The sequence below is a fragment of the Pseudonocardia sp. genome (genome assembly GCF_025965585.1).
In the GTDB taxonomy this organism is placed as follows: domain Bacteria; phylum Actinomycetota; class Actinomycetes; order Mycobacteriales; family Pseudonocardiaceae; genus Pseudonocardia.
The window spans coordinates 1-14,057 of sequence record NZ_JAOPWR010000394.1 but is presented as its reverse complement, the minus strand read 5'-3'; the positions used below and the strand labels follow the sequence as shown (position 1 = coordinate 14,057).

Here is a 14,057-nt window from a genome sequence, read left to right as displayed (position 1 = left end):
GGACCGCCGTGAGCACATCCACGATCGACGACCCGGTCGGAACCGAGGTTCCGGGCCGCGAGGAGCTCGTCGCCCGCGCGGCGGCGCTGGTGCCGCTGCTGCGCCGCAACGCCGAGCGCTGCGAGCAGGAGCAGAAGCTGCCCGTGGAGAACGTCCAGGCGCTGCAGGACGCTGGCCTGCTGCGGCTGACGCTCCCCCGCCGCTTCGGCGGCTATGAGGCCGACACCCGCACCAAGGTGGAGGTCTGCCGGGAGCTGGGCCAGGGCTGCTCGTCGACGGCGTGGGTCGCCGCGCTGTGGAGCGACGGCACCCAGTTCACCTCGTTGCTCCCCGACCACGTCCAGGACGAGGTCTTCGCCGACCCGGACGTGCGGATCACGGTGTCGTTCCCGCTCGGCGGCACCGTCGCGGTCTCCGACGGCGACGGCTACCGCCTCTCGGGTCGCTGGCCGTTCAACACCGGGTGCGCACACGCCACCTACGCCATCCGCAGCGCCGTCATCGACCCCGAGTCCGACGCGCCGGGCTTCGGCATGTTCCTCGTGCCCTACGAGGGCATGACGATCCTCGACGACTGGCAGACCAGCGGGCTGAGTGGCACCGGCAGCAACACCGTGACCGGCCAGGACATCTGGGTGCCCGCCGACCGGATGATGCACTTCGCGGACGCCCAGCAGGGCAGGTTCGCGACCGTGCGCAACGCCGGCACGCCGCTCTACCGCACCCCGATCATCTCGACGATCCTCACCACCGGATCATCGGGGCTCCCCGGGGTCGCGAAGGCCGCGCTCGAGTTCTTCATCGGCAAGCTGAAGTCCGGCAGGCCCATCACCTACACCGGCTACGGCGACCAGAGCACGGCCCCGATCCGCCACCACCAGGCCGCCGAGGCCGCGCTGCGGATCCGGGCCGCCGACGCCCTGACGTTCGAGGCCGCCGACATCGTCGACCGGCACGCCGCCGACGACGTCCCGTACGCCGAGGGCGAGCACGCGCAGATCTGGGGCCAGGTCGCCTACGCCACGCAGCTCTATGCCGAGGCCGTGGAGATCCTGCGCGCCGCGTCCGGAGCCTCGGCGATCCACAAGAGCTCGCCGATGCAGCGCCTCGCGCGTGACGCCGCCGCGCTGAAGGTCCACGCGATCATGTCGCCCACCACCGGCCTGGAGTTCCACGGCCGCGCGCTGGCCGGCCTGGCGCCCAACTCCCCCCTGCTCTGAACCCTTCGCCGAGACCGGAGACGACCATGCAGGTGACCGAGCAGTACCAGGCCTGGTTGCGCGACTACTACCGGGCGATCGACGCCGTCGAGACCGACACGTTCATGGCGATGTTCACCGAGGACGCCCGGATGGTCTTCGCCAACGCCGACCCGATCGAGGGCCGCGACGGCATCCGTGAGGCCCTGACCGGACTGCGCGCGAGCGTGGGCGGCTGGCGCCACATCCTCCACGGCACGTGGCAGCTCGAGGACGACCTCATCGCCTTCGAGTGCGAGGTGGTCTACACCCGCCTGGACGGCAAGGAGGTGACCGTTCGCGGGGGGTGCTTCTTCGCCTTCGCCGCGGACGGCCGGTGCCGTGAGCAGCGGATCCACGTCGACACCACGCCCGTCTTCGCCGCATAGGAGTGCCCGTGCCCGACATCCTGACCTTCTCCGAGCTCCTCGCCCAGGGCGTGGAGCGCTGGCCCGACGAGCCGTGGTGCCGCACGCCCGACGGCGAGGCGACCCGGGCGGAGATGCACGCCGATGCGCTCCGTTGCGTCGGCGGCCTGCGGGAGCGCGGGGTGTCGCCCGGCGACCACGTGGTGATCGTGCTGCCCAACGGGCTCGACTTCCTCCGGGCCTGGCTGGGCGTGGTGCTGAGCGGCGCGGTCAGCGTCGCCGTCAACCCGAAGGCGGCGCAGTCGGAGCTCGCGGCGGTGCTGGAGGAGACCGGGGCGAGGCTCGTCGTCGCGCCGGCCGGCACCGCGGTGCCCGACGGTGTGGCGTGCACCGACGTCGCCGCGCTGCTGTGTGCCGAGCCCGCGGCACCCGCGGCCACCACGCCGGAGCAGCCCGCGTCCTACATCCAGAGCTCGGGCAGCACCGGACGGCCGAAGTTCATCATCGAGACCCACGGCATGTACACGATGGCCGCCGAGGGCTACCCGTACTGGCTGCAGCTGACCAGCGACGACGTGCTGCTCACGACACTGCCGCTCTCGCACCTCAACGCACAGGCCTACTCCACCCTCGGGTCGTGGTGCTGCGGCGCGCAGCTCGTGCTGCTGCCGCAGTTCTCGGCGAGCACGTTCTGGGAGACGGTCCGCGACACCGGCGCCACGGTGTTCAACGCGATCGGCGCGATGGTCGAGATCCTGATGGCCCGCGACCCGTCGCCGGTCGAGCGCGAGCACCGGCTGCGGTACTGCTACTCCGCACCCGCGCCGCACCGGGAGCGCCACGAGGAGATCACGGCGCGGTTCGGCTTCCGGCTGGTGATCGGCTACGCGCTGTCCGAGTCGCCGTACGGGCTGATCTGCCCCGTGGACGAGCCGCCCGCCTACGGCTCGATGGGCCGCCCGCGCCAGCACCCGCGCCTGGGCACGGTCAACAGCTCGCGCGTCGTCGACCCGTCCACCGGCGAGGAGGTGGCCCCCGGCGAGGTCGGTGAGCTGCAGCTGCGCAACCCGGCCACCACGCCCGGGTACTACGGCATGCCCGAGCAGTCGGCCGACGTACTGCGCGGGGGCTGGCTGCACACCGGCGACCTGGCACGGATCGACGAGGCCGGCAACCACTTCTTTGCGGGACGGGTCAAGGAGTTGATCCGCCGCCGCGGGGAGAACCTGTCCCCCGCCGACGTCGAGGTCGTCCTCGACGCCCATCCGGCGGTGTCGTCCAGCGCGGTGATCGGCGTGCCCTCGCCGCTCACCGAGGAGGACGTCAAGGCGTTCGTCATGGTGCGCCCCGGCGGTGAGGTCACCGCCGAGGAGCTCCGGGACTGGTGCGCGGAACGGCTGCCGCCCTACAAGCGGCCGCGCTACGTCGAGTTCGTCGAGACCTGGCCGCTGACCGAGACCCAGAAGATCGCCAAGAAGCAGCTCCCGACCGAGCGCACCGCCGCCGAGGTCGACATCGAGGAACGTGCACGCGCCTAGCACCACTGCCACCCGGAAGCGAGACGACCATGTCCCTCCTCGATGCCGTCCCCACCGTGCACCAGGCCCCGAAGAAGGTCGGCCCCGGCACCTACGTGATCCAGGACGTCCAGCACGCACTCGGCGCGCCTCTGTCGGTGTACCTCAACTCCGCGGTCATCCAGGGCGCCGAGCCGATCGTCGTCGACACCGGCAGCGCCCGGAACCGGGAGCAATGGCTGCAGGACGTGTTCGGCCTGGTGGAGCCCGAGGACGTCAGATGGGTGTTCCTCACCCACGACGACTCCGACCACACCGGCAACCTCAGCCAGGTGATGGACGCCTGCCCGAACGCGCGGCTCGTCTGCAGCTGGACGCTCGTGGAGCGCTTCGCCAACGCCTACGAGTTCCCGCTGCAGCGCTGCCGCTGGCTCAACGACGGCGAGTCGTTCGACGCCGGGGACCGCATGCTCGTGGCCCTGCGCCCGCCCGTCTACGACTCCCCCGCCACCCGCGGTCTCTACGACACCTCCACCGGCGTCTACTGGGCCGCCGACGCGTTCGCCTCGCCGGTGCCCGGCGGCCCGGGCGTGGCACCCGCCGACACGATCGCCGACGTCGACCCCGAGGCGTGGTGGGGCGGCATGGTCATGTTCGGCATCCACGCGCTCTCGCCGTGGCTCAGCATGGTCGACGCGACCCGCTACGCGGCCTGCGTCAAGGAGGTGCGGAGCCACGGGATGTCCACGATCATCTCCGGCCACAGCCCGGTGATCGACGGGCCACGTGTGGAGCAGGCCTTCGACATGATCGGCAGACTCGCCGGGACCACACCGCCGCCGTGCCCCGATCAGGCGGTCCTCGACGTGATGCTGGCGGCGATGGGCGGGGAGTGACCGCCGACGCCACCTCGCGGCCGGCAAGCGTGGTCACTGCGTTGCGGTCGCCTGGTGCTTGCAGATACGGGATGCGGGCCGAGGGAACCCGACCGCCGAGCAGCCGTCGATGACAACCCACCGTTCATGTGGCGCGTCTGGCACACTGACGCGGCTCGGCGCGAGGCCGATCGGCGGCGGGGCCGGACGATGGCGGTCAAGGAGTGGGCGCATGGGCACCGCGGACCGGCTGCAGCAGAGGTGGCGTGCTGATCCGCGCGTGCTGCCCGCGGTGCGGCGGGCCGTGCGGGAGTGGGGTGCGCTCGCGGGGCTCGCCGAGGAGCTCGTCGAGGACCTCCAGCTGCTCGTCAGCGAGGCCGCATCCAACTCCGTCGAGCACGCCTATCGCAACATCGAGCCGGGCGAGTTCGAGCTGTCGGTGAGCCTGGGGCCGGAGGGCGGCGTGCTCGTGGTGGTGCGCGACTTCGGCCGGTGGCGCAAGCCCCCCGCCGACCCGGGCTACCGCGGACGCGGCCTGGCGGTCATCGACACACTGGGCGACGACGTGGCGCTCGACGCCGGGACCGCCGGCACCCGCATCGCCTTCACCGTCAGCGGTGCGGCTGCCACCGCAACGCCGTCGGGCCCCGCGTCGTGGTGGCCGCCCGCCGTGGACGAGGTGGGCCGGTGAGCGCCGGTCCCACGGAGGGCGATCTGCCGTTCCCGATCATCGTGACGCGCAGCCCGCAGCACGTCGTCAGCTGGGCGAACCCGGCCGCGCGGGGCGCGTTGCCCGGCCTGGCCGTGGGCCGGCCGCTGCGCGACGTCCGGTCGCAGCCGCACCTGCTACCGGCGCTCGACCAGGTCCTCGAGCGGTGCGAGGCCACCGCCGTCGAGCTGGTCGAGCCCGCGATGACCGTCGGGCTGGTGCCGCTGTCGGGCGGGGTGGTGCTGCACGGGATCCCCGCCGTGGCCGGGGTGGCGGGCGCGCGGGAGCGGGGGGTCGCCCTGCAACAGCTGACCGGTGAGCTGCTGGGTGCCGCGACACCTTCGGAGATCGGCCGGTTCGCCGTGACGACCGCCGCCGCGCTGCTCGGCGCCGACGCCGCCGGGGCCTACACCCGCACGGACGCCGACACCCTGCAGGTGCTGCACGCCGCCGGCTGGCCGGACCAGACCACGCGCCGGTTCGAGCGGATCGCGCTGCGCCGCGGGCGTCCGCTCTCCGATGCCGTGCTCGACCGCGCGCCGGTGTGGCTGGAGGATGCCGCGCAGTGGCGTGCCCGCTACCCGGAGATGGCCCCGGTGGGCACGTCCGGCGACATCCAGGCCACCGCCTGCCTGCCTCTGCGGGTCGAGGACCGCGACGTCGGAGCGGTTGTGTTCAGTTTCTCCGAGACGCGCGCCTTCACGCCCGACGAGCGCGACTACCTCCAGGCGGTCGCCGCGCTGTGCGCGCAGGCGCTCGACCGGGCCCGGCTGCTCCTCGCCGAGCGCGACGCGCGGGCGGTCGCCGAGCAGCAGCTCGCGCGCATGACCTTCCTCGCGCACGCCGGACGCCTCATGGAGGCGCCGCTGTCGGTGGAGGAGCGGTTGCAGCAGCTCGCCGACCTGGTCGTGCCCGAGATCGCCGACTGGTGCGCGGTGCACCTCGTCCGCAACGAGCGGGTCGAGCAGATCGCGGTGGCCCACGACGACCCGGACAAGGTCGCCTTCGTCACCCGGCTACAGGAGCGCTATCCGTCGGACCCGGATGCCCCGGCCGGTGCGATCGCGGTCAGCCGCACCGGCGAGCCGGCCTTCTTCCCCGACGTGCCGGACGAGCTGATCGTCGCCGCGGCCGTCGACGAGGAGCACCTCGACCTGATCCGGTCCATCGGCATGGCGTCGGCCCTGGTGATGCCACTGCTCGTCCGCGGTCGCAGCCTCGGCGCGCTGACCCTCGTGCACGCCGAGTCCGGGCGGCACTTCGACGAGGCCGACCTGGCCTTCGCCGGGCAGGTGGCCACCATGGCGGCCGTCGCCCTGGACAACGCGCGGCTCTACCAGCTGCAGCACCACATCGCCGACACGCTGCAGGCCGCGCTGCTCCCGGCGGCGCTGCCCGTCGTGCCGGGGCTGCGCCTGGCCGCCCGGTACCGCGCCCAGACCGCCGGCGACGTCGAGGGCAGCATGAGCACGAGCGCGGACGTGCATGTCGGCGGCGACCTCTACGACGTGGTGCCCGGTGCGGTGCCCGGGCGCTGGTCGGTCGTGGTGGCCGACGTCTGCGGCAAGGGCCCGGAAGCCGCCGCGCTCACGGCCCTGATCCGGCACACCCTGCGCTCCGAGATCGCCCACGGGCTCGGGCCGGTCGAGGCCCTGCGGCGGCTCAACGAGGCGATGCTGCTGGACACCGCGGCCGGCGCGTCCCGCTTCGCGACCGTGGCCCATGCCCAGATCGAGGTCGACGCGGCGGGCGCCACCGTGCGGTTGGCCGGCGCCGGACACCCGCCCCCACTGGTCCGACGCGGTGACCAGGTGGAGGCTGTGGCGTTGTCCGGCACCCTGCTGGGCGTCTACCCCGAGGTGGACCTCCTCGCGACCACCGTGCGACTGGATCCGGGAGACATGCTGGTGCTCTACACCGACGGTGTGACGGAGGCGCGGGGAGTGGACGGTTTCTACGGTGCCGATCGACTGACGAGAGTCGTGAGCACGCAGGCCTCGGGTGGCGCAGAGGCACTGGCCGAGCGGCTGCTCGCCGACGTCGTGGCGTTCCAGCACGGGCGGCCGCGCGACGACATCGCCCTGCTCGTCGTGGAGGCTGCGCCGTGACCGCCGACGTGCTCGGTCCTGCGGAGGCGGCATCATGACCGTGGAAGTCGTCCTCGACGGCGAGCTCGACCTCTCGACCTTCGACGCGGCCCAACAACGCGTCGAGGAGGCCGAGAGCGCAGAACCGGAGCTGCTGGTCGTGGACCTGAGCCGGCTCACGTTCGTGGACTCGACCGGTGTGCGGCTCGTGTTGCTCGCCGACGCGCGGGCCCGTGACGCGGGTCGACGGCTCGCGGTGCGCCTGGGCGACGGGTCGGCACTGCGGGTCTTCGCCTCGCTCGGCCTGCTCGAGAAGCTCGACGTGCTCCCCGCAGCGCAGCCCGCACCCGACGGCGCCACGCGATGACGGTCGTCCCGACCACCCTGCGAGCCACCATCGACCTGCCCCCGGACCCGCGCAGTGTCCCCGCCGCACGTTCGGTGGTGGCGCAGCTGCTCGCCGCATGGGCAGCGGAGTCCTTCTGCGACAACGCGCTGCTGCTGCTGAGCGAGCTGGTCACCAACGTCCTACGCCACGTCGTCAGCGACGCCGCCCTGCAGGTGCGGGTGCACCTGGCCGACCCCGTCCTGCGTGTCAGCGTGGCCGACGACTCCGCCGACCCCCCGCGCACCCTGGAACCAGGCGCGGCGGGCGGGCACGGCATGTGGCTGCTCGCCGTACTCGCGGACCGATGGGGCAGCGAGCAGCACGGCAGCGGCAAACAGGTGTGGTTCGAGCTGACCCGCGGCGCCGGCGACGAGCCGCCCGTGGCGTGAGGCGCCTCGACCAACGCGGACCACAGCAGCGCCGCTACCCGTTCCGACCCACCTCGATGGGCCACAGCGATCCGGCCTCGGTGGCCGCACGTGTACGACACCCACTCCGAATACTCGGATTGTTGATCGTGCTCGCGTCCTGAAAGGCGTGCGAGGTCAGCGGGAATGGCACCGGGGCTCCATACTGGGGCCGGGCGCACGGTCGAATACGGTCGGATGGCCTGCGCCGCAGTGGGTCGACCCGGGCCTGCCCCGGCCGGGTCGACCCGCCGATCACCACGTACTGCGACTCCGAACGCTTCGAGGTCATCAAGCAGGTCGTCACCGACCACGTCTCCTGCGATCTGGCCGTACCGGCCCTCGTGCGCGCCGGTCGCCTTCGACAGCGCGCCGGGCGCACACAGGTCGAGTGCTTCACCCCCTGCCCACACGCTGCGACCCCGAATCAGCTCGCCTCTTGCGACGGTGCGAGCCGGCTTTCCGGTACCGGGTGCCCCACGTCGCGCTGCGGACCGTGTCGGTCGACTCGAGCCCGGATCCCAGAGCGCCGCCGATGGTGGCCAGTGAGGAGACCAGCCAGGCGAGCCGGAGATAATCGGTAAAGCCGACCGGCCGTCCGATCGCGTTGGAGAACACCTGCGGGACCACCACGAACCAGCCGGTCAGAAAATCCCCGACGAGTAGCGCCAGGTAGGACACCAGCAGGCCGATCGCAAGGGTCAACAGTGTCGCCGCGTTGTAGAGACGGATCCGGCGGCGTTCCCGAGGGTCGTTGTCTGCCGGGTGCTGCCACAGTGCGTGATTCAGGATCAGCCATCCGCCGATCGCGGCGAGCGAGACCACGGTTGCCACCCACAGGCGCGCCGTGCTCATGGCCGCACTGACCTGCCAGACCGGGCTGGACACGAGGCCGAAGGCCGCGGTGGCCAGGGCGGCGGCGAGCGCACTGCGCAACCCGAGCACCAGCCGCCACGGCCGGTTCACCCACACCATGCCGACCAGCATCTGCAGTTGTCCTGAAGATCTGGTCAGACGCAGGTCGATGTCCTCGTCGTCGGGCTCGACTCGATGCAGGTTCGTCACCCGATCCTCGAGTCGCTGGAGGGGCTGGTCGCCGGAGTGGCCGGCCGCCCACTCGAGGATCAGCCCGGCGACGATGTCGCGAGCCTGTTCCGCCGGATGCAGCACCGTCAACGCCGGAACGACGAGCAACGCCGCTCCCTTGTCCTGGCTCAGCTCAGCCACGAGGGGCCGGCCGTCGTTGTACACCGGCAGGTCGGTCAGACAGATCGCCATGTCCCATCCTTCCCGCCGGCGTCGCTCGGCTGCCAGGTCGATCAGCCGCTCGCCCCGGGCGTCCCCGGAGCGCCGCAGCGTCTCCGAGACCACGGTGAACGAGTAGCGCATCCCGTCCCGGGGCTGATCGGCCAACATGTTCGGCAGCTCCTCGGCAAGCTGCTGGCCGATCTCGGTGGGAAGCCCGGGATCGGCCAGCAGGCCGACGGCGACGACCCGTTCCCGGCCGCTGTCCTCGGCCTCCCAACGGATCGGTCGGTCGAGCGTCTTCTGCGATGCCATCGCCGCCTCCTCGGGCCCGTCGGTCTTTCCGCACGGTGCTGTGGGGACGCCGAGAGCTGCCTTGCACCGCGACGAGAACAATCTCGGTCGATGGGCGGGTTCCCGTCCAGGACCCGAGGAATCAGGTACCGGGTGCCGGATCCGTGACCGGGCCGACGCATGGGTCACGGGAGGCCGTGACGCCGGAATCCCCGTCCGGCTGCACGTCGACCTGCTACTCACGGCCCTCGCAGGATCAGCGCCGTCATCACGGTCTCGGGCACGGGGTGTCAGGCGCGGTCGGTGTGCCGGCCGTCGGTGCTGACGTCGGCGCTGTCACCGCCTTCGGTGCGCGTGAGCAGGGGCGAACGGGCCAGCAGCACGGTGCCGGCTCCGATCAGCACCGCACCGGCCACCGCCAGCACCAGCCAACCGCTGCCGTTGACCCGTTCGCCGAACACCGCGACCCCGAATCCGACCGCCACCACGGGGTTGAACAGCGTGAGGAAAGGCTGGGACGCCACCAGCGGGCCCGCCTGCAGGGTCCTCTGCAGCAGATAGAAGAACACGGGTCCCAGCACGACCAGCAGCCAGGTGAACGGCGAGGTGAGCAGCCCGGGCCAGCCCGAGGACTTCCAGACGGCCCCGATCGCGGCCACCAGCACGGCAGTCAGCCCGAAGCCGATGCCCGTCGCCAGCCCGAACGCCGCCGCGCGCCTCGATCCGCAGGACCGGTGACCGACCACGACGAAGATGCCCGCGACGCCGAGCGTGACGGCCAGCCCGACGACCCACGTACCCACCGACGGGGAGAGCGGATCGCCACCGCTCGGCGCCAGGGCGTAGAGCAGGGCCGCGAGCCCGAGACTCATCCCGGCGATCGCGGTCCACTCGCGGGCGTGCAGCCGGGAACCGAACACGGCGCCGGCCAGCAACAGGGTGAAGGGCAGCTCCAGCACCAGCAGCGGCTGCACGAGCACGATCGGCCCGGTGGCCAACGCCGCCGCCTGCAGCAGGAAACCGACGATCAGCGCGGCGATGCCCGCGATCCAGGCCGGACGATGGGCGAGGTCCCAGAGCAGGGACAGGCCGGTGGGCCCGTCGACAGGCTCGTCGCGGTCGACCTTCCGCTGCAGCACCGACGCCGTGGCGTTGCACAGGGCGGCGAGAACGACGAGGACGACGCTCAGCACAGGATGCTCGCTGTCGCTTGCTGCGCCGCCCGGATCCGTGATCGCACGCATCCTGGTTACCCGCTCCCGCTCCATTCGAGACAAAGGACCACTCCGCTGACGGTGGGCGTTCCCGCGTACGCCCAGCCGCGGTCCGACCCCGGCGGCACGGTGGATGTCGATGACGACCCCGCCGAGCCGGGTGGTCAACGCGCGGGCCCGCAGCGTCGGGCCGACGTCGATCACGGTGACCTGCAGGATCCCGGGTACGAAGCGGTGACGGGGACGGTTCAGACGGACGGGGAACAGCGGTGATCAGGTTGAAACCCCATCACGCGGGGTACCTCACCCGCATGAGCACGACCCAGGACGATCCGGACCTCGGCAGCGTCATCGAGCCGCACGACACGCCGCACCCAGACCACCGCGAGCGGGCGAAGGCCGGGCCGCACCCCGACGACGGGGAGCTGCGGCGCCGGACCCGGCTCGAGCGCGACGAGGTGGACGCCGACCGCCGGAAGTCGTCGTCGTGACGGTCGGTGCCGTGGACACCGCGGTGTTCGACGTCGACGGCACGCTCGTCGACACCAACTACCAGCACGCGCTGGCGTGGTACCGCGCGTTCCGCCGTTTCGGCATCGGGCTGCCGGTGTGGCGGCTGCACCGCGCCATCGGGATGGGCGGCGACCAGCTCGTCGCGGCCGTCGCCGGAGACGACGTGGAGGCCGAGCACGGCGACGACCTGCGCGCGGCCTGGTCGGAGGAGTACGCGCCGATGCTGCACGAGGTGCAGGCCTTCGACGGCGTGCGGGACCTGCTCACCGACGTGGCGAAACGCGGCCTGACGATCGTGCTCGCCAGCTCGGGCGCCCCGGACCACGTGGAGAGCTACCTCGACCTGTTCGACGGCCGGTCCCTGGCCGCGGCGTGGCTCACGAGCAAGGACGTCGACCGCACCAAGCCGCAGCCCGATCTCCTGCAGCGGGCGGTGGAGAGGGTGGGCGGCTCGGCGGCGGTCCTGGTCGGAGACTCGGTGTGGGACCTGGTCGCGGCGGATCACGCCGGCATCCCCGGCTACGGGCTCCGCACCGGCGGTTTCTCCCCCGACGAGCTGCGCGGGGCCGGGGCCCGCGAGGTCTTCGAGTCGATCCGGGACCTGCACGACGCCCTCGACCGCACGCTCCTGCGCGGGGCCGCACGGCGCGATGGGGAGTCGTGACCCGCACCGTCGGTGTCGAGGAGGAGTTCCTGCTCGTCGACCGGTCGACCGGGGAGCCGCGGGACGTCGCCGGTGCCGTGCTGCGCGGTACCGACGACGACGGGGATGCCGACGCCGAGCTGACCGGTGAGCTGCAGCGGGAGCAGCTCGAGACGGGCACGCGGCCCTGTCGCGACCTGCACGACCTCCACGACGAGCTGCGCCGGACCCGGGCTCAGGCGCGCGACGCCGCTCGGGCCACCGGGGTCGAGCTCGCGCCGCTGGCGACCTCGCCGCTGCCGGTGGACCCGACGGTCGCGCCGTCACCCCGGTACGAGCGGATGATCGAGACGTTCGGCCACACCGGCGCCGAGCAGCTCACATGCGGATGCCACGTGCACGTGTCGGTCGGGTCCGAGAAGGAGGGCGTCGCGGCGCTGGACGGCATCCGCCCGTGGCTGGCGCCGCTGCTCGCGCTGTCGGCGAACTCGCCGTTCTGGAACGGCGCGGACACCGGCTACGCGAGCTTCCGCAGCCAGTTGTGGGGACGTTGGCCGTCCGCGGGCCCGACCGGGCTCTTCGGCACGCCCGGTGGCTACCGGGAGGTCACGGACGCGATGCTCTCCACGGGCACCATACTCGACGAGGGGATGCTGTACTTCGACGCCCGGCTGTCCCGCCACCACCCCACCGTGGAGATCAGGGTGGCTGACGTCTGCCGTGAGCCCGCCGACACCGTTCTCATCGCCGCGCTGACCCGGGCGTTGGTGGAGACCGCGGTCCGCGGGGCCGGAACCGCACCGGACCCGGTGCGCACCGAGGTGCTGCGGCTCGCGGCGTGGCGGGCGGGGCGGTCCGGGACCGACGCCGAGCTGCTCGACCCGCGGACATGGAAGCCGGCGCCCGCGGGGTCCGTGGTGGACGCCCTGATCGAGCACGTCGCGGAGGCGCTACAGGACGCGGGCGACCTGCATTCTGTCCGCGAGCTGGCCGACGCGGTACTGCACAGGGGCACTGGCGCGGCGCGCCAGCGGGCCGTGTTCGCCCGGACCGGCGAGCTGCGCTCCGTGGTGGCCGATGCCACCATGTAGAGGTGCGTGAGCGACGGGAGTGTCGCCCGAGATCCACATCCCGCTGCAGATCCGCCGGCGGACGACCGTGCGGGTCGCGGCGTTACCTCGGGTCGGTGCCGGCAGCCGGGCTCGCACGCAGGAGGTCCTCGACCTCGTCGACCACCTCGGCCACCGGGATCTCGTCGACGAACGACGATCGGTGCGAGCAGCCGTTGCCGGGCCGGTGGGGGCTCCCGACGGGGGTGCAGTCGACACCGCACTCCACGCAGTGCACGCGCCAGCTCAGCAGGGGGCGGTGCCGGGAGCGCGTCTCGGGTGCCGCGTTGATCGCGTTGCCGCACCAGTAGAGGCCCACGGTCCGAGCCCCGACGGCGCGGGCGACGTGCAGCGGACCGGAGTCGTTGGAGACGACCACCGCGCAGCGCCGCAACACCGCAGCCAGCGTGCCGAGGTCGGTGCGACCGGTGAGGTCGAGCGGCGCCGACCGGGCCCGAGCGGTGATCTCGGCCGCGGTGCGGACGTCGGCGTCGGAGCCGACCACCACCACGCGTGCTCCGCTCGCCATTACGGCGTCGGCGACCGCGGCGAACCTGGCCGTGGACCAGCGCCGCCGCGGATCCCCGGCCCCGGGGTTGAGCGCCACCCAGGGCCCGTCCTGCGCAGGCAGCAGTCGCTCGGCGCGGTCGTCCTCGCCCGGGACGGACGCCAGCTCCGGGTACTCGGCCGGGCCGGTCGCCCCGACCAGCCCGACCACCTCCAGGTATCGCGCCACCTCGGGCTGGTAATAGCGGTAGGGCACGGTGGCGTCGAGGCCCGGGGCGTCCGGGGCCCGCAGGCCGATCGTGTAGTGAGCCCCCAGGTCCGTGACCAACGGGTTCGACCGGGCGCCGCCACCGTGCAACTGCACCGCGAGGTCGTAGCCGTAGGCCCGGGCGGCCGCGAGGAAGCCCGGCAGCTCCGCGTCGGGCGGGGCCCCACCGGGCTGCCCGGCGAGACCGGGCACCTCGGGCAGCACGAGCACCCGGTCGACCGGACCCGGTCTTCCGTCGAGGAAGGCGCGGTGCCAGCCGGCGGCGAGCAACGTCAGCTCCGCGTCGGGGAACGCCGAGCGCAGCGCCGCGAGCGCCGGCGTGGCCATCAGGTAGTCGCCGATGGCGTTGCTGCGCAACACCGCGATCCGTCGCATCCCGTCCCCTGCCGTCGCCGGACGCGTACCCCCGGCCCGACCGGGGTAACCCCCGCACATGACCGACGACGGCGAGGACGTCCTGGTGCTGCGCGCGCTGGGACTGGGCGACCTCCTGGTCGCCGTGCCCGCGTTGCGCGGACTGCGCCGTCACTTCCCCGACCACCGGATCGTGCTCGCCGCGCCGGCAGCGCTCGCACCGCTGGCGGTGTGCAGCGGCGCCGTGGACGCGGTGCTGGACACCGACCGGCCGGAAACGCTGCGCTGGCCCGCCGCCGACGGGCCCGCCGTGGCGGTCAA

General features: G+C 72.7%; 14 protein-coding genes and 1 pseudogene. 12 read left to right on the top strand and 3 right to left on the bottom strand.

The genetic code is table 11. From position 1 onward, the window contains the following. Positions 1-8 precede the first annotated feature (8 nt). From JWR81_RS24475 to JWR81_RS24440, 8 genes are all read left to right on the top strand, one after another. Positions 9-1,220, top strand: coding sequence for an acyl-CoA dehydrogenase family protein (locus JWR81_RS24475; protein WP_297657740.1), 1,212 nt, complete (start codon positions 9-11; stop codon positions 1,218-1,220). A 26-nt stretch (positions 1,221-1,246) separates the two neighbouring features. Beyond that, entirely contained in the window at positions 1,247-1,627 is a 381-nt protein-coding gene (locus tag JWR81_RS24470) for a nuclear transport factor 2 family protein (RefSeq protein WP_297657737.1), read from the top strand. A gap of 8 nt (positions 1,628-1,635) precedes the next feature. Next, positions 1,636-3,144, top strand: a complete 1,509-nt coding sequence (locus JWR81_RS24465; protein ID WP_297657734.1) for an AMP-binding protein — start codon at positions 1,636-1,638, stop codon at positions 3,142-3,144. Positions 3,145-3,173: 29 nt separating this feature from the next. After that, positions 3,174-4,019 carry an MBL fold metallo-hydrolase gene (locus JWR81_RS24460; RefSeq protein WP_297657729.1) on the top strand — a complete coding sequence of 282 codons (846 nt, stop codon included), beginning with the start codon at positions 3,174-3,176 and terminating at the stop codon, positions 4,017-4,019. A gap of 211 nt (positions 4,020-4,230) precedes the next feature. Then, positions 4,231-4,689: an ATP-binding protein gene (locus tag JWR81_RS24455; protein ID WP_297657726.1), complete on the top strand. Its 459-nt coding sequence runs from the start codon at positions 4,231-4,233 to the stop codon at positions 4,687-4,689. Next, entirely contained in the window at positions 4,686-6,815 is a 2,130-nt protein-coding gene (locus JWR81_RS24450; RefSeq protein WP_297657723.1) for a SpoIIE family protein phosphatase, read from the top strand. The genes JWR81_RS24455 and JWR81_RS24450 overlap by 4 nt, the downstream gene beginning before the upstream one ends. Positions 6,816-6,849: 34 nt before the next feature. Continuing rightward, positions 6,850-7,161: an STAS domain-containing protein gene (locus JWR81_RS24445; RefSeq protein ID WP_297657720.1), complete on the top strand. Its 312-nt coding sequence runs from the start codon at positions 6,850-6,852 to the stop codon at positions 7,159-7,161. Further along, positions 7,158-7,571 carry an ATP-binding protein gene (locus JWR81_RS24440; protein ID WP_297657717.1) on the top strand — a complete coding sequence of 138 codons (414 nt, stop codon included), beginning with the start codon at positions 7,158-7,160 and terminating at the stop codon, positions 7,569-7,571. The genes JWR81_RS24445 and JWR81_RS24440 overlap by 4 nt, the downstream gene beginning before the upstream one ends. A 414-nt stretch (positions 7,572-7,985) precedes the next feature. On the opposite strand, the gene JWR81_RS24435 is transcribed toward JWR81_RS24440, so the two are convergent. Then, positions 7,986-8,978, bottom strand: a complete 993-nt coding sequence (locus JWR81_RS24435; protein WP_297657714.1) for a hypothetical protein — start codon at positions 8,976-8,978, stop codon at positions 7,986-7,988. A gap of 440 nt (positions 8,979-9,418) precedes the next feature. Continuing rightward, positions 9,419-10,321, bottom strand: coding sequence for a DMT family transporter (locus JWR81_RS24430; protein ID WP_297657711.1), 903 nt, complete (start codon positions 10,319-10,321; stop codon positions 9,419-9,421). Between the two features lie 332 nt (positions 10,322-10,653). On the opposite strand from JWR81_RS24430, the gene JWR81_RS24425 reads away from it, so the two are divergent. Genes JWR81_RS24425 through JWR81_RS24415 form a run of 3 tightly spaced genes read left to right on the top strand, consistent with a single transcriptional unit; the run spans position 10,654 to position 12,589 of the window. Further along, complete coding sequence (locus JWR81_RS24425; RefSeq protein ID WP_297657708.1) at positions 10,654-10,833, top strand: hypothetical protein; 180 nt, start codon at positions 10,654-10,656, stop codon at positions 10,831-10,833. Positions 10,834-10,844: 11 nt separating this feature from the next. Next, a complete protein-coding gene (locus JWR81_RS24420) occupies positions 10,845-11,519 on the top strand; it encodes an HAD family hydrolase (RefSeq protein ID WP_297657704.1) in 675 nt (224 codons plus the stop codon). Next, positions 11,516-12,589: a glutamate--cysteine ligase gene (locus tag JWR81_RS24415; protein WP_297657701.1), complete on the top strand. Its 1,074-nt coding sequence runs from the start codon at positions 11,516-11,518 to the stop codon at positions 12,587-12,589. The genes JWR81_RS24420 and JWR81_RS24415 overlap by 4 nt, the downstream gene beginning before the upstream one ends. A gap of 82 nt (positions 12,590-12,671) precedes the next feature. On the opposite strand, the gene JWR81_RS24410 is transcribed toward JWR81_RS24415, so the two are convergent. Beyond that, positions 12,672-13,757: a glycosyltransferase family 9 protein gene (locus JWR81_RS24410; RefSeq protein ID WP_297657698.1), complete on the bottom strand. Its 1,086-nt coding sequence runs from the start codon at positions 13,755-13,757 to the stop codon at positions 12,672-12,674. A gap of 58 nt (positions 13,758-13,815) precedes the next feature. Between JWR81_RS24410 and JWR81_RS24405 the strand changes: the two are divergent. Then, positions 13,816-14,057 (top strand): annotated as a pseudogene (locus JWR81_RS24405) (glycosyltransferase family 9 protein); the annotation flags it as partial.

What these genes read in the sequence shown, in the direction of transcription:
- JWR81_RS24470 (WP_297657737.1), top strand. Translation starts at nt 1,247, where the DNA reads ATGCAGGTGACCGAGCAGTACCAGGCCTGGTTGCGCGACTACTACCGG.
- JWR81_RS24460 (WP_297657729.1), top strand. Translation starts at nt 3,174, where the DNA reads ATGTCCCTCCTCGATGCCGTCCCCACCGTGCACCAGGCCCCGAAGAAG.
- JWR81_RS24455 (WP_297657726.1), top strand. Translation starts at nt 4,231, where the DNA reads ATGGGCACCGCGGACCGGCTGCAGCAGAGGTGGCGTGCTGATCCGCGC.
- JWR81_RS24445 (WP_297657720.1), top strand. Translation starts at nt 6,850, where the DNA reads ATGACCGTGGAAGTCGTCCTCGACGGCGAGCTCGACCTCTCGACCTTC.
- JWR81_RS24440 (WP_297657717.1), top strand. Translation starts at nt 7,158, where the DNA reads ATGACGGTCGTCCCGACCACCCTGCGAGCCACCATCGACCTGCCCCCG.
- JWR81_RS24435 (WP_297657714.1), bottom strand. Translation starts at nt 8,978, where the DNA reads ATGCGCTACTCGTTCACCGTGGTCTCGGAGACGCTGCGGCGCTCCGGG.
- JWR81_RS24425 (WP_297657708.1), top strand. Translation starts at nt 10,654, where the DNA reads ATGAGCACGACCCAGGACGATCCGGACCTCGGCAGCGTCATCGAGCCG.
- JWR81_RS24410 (WP_297657698.1), bottom strand. Translation starts at nt 13,757, where the DNA reads ATGCGACGGATCGCGGTGTTGCGCAGCAACGCCATCGGCGACTACCTG.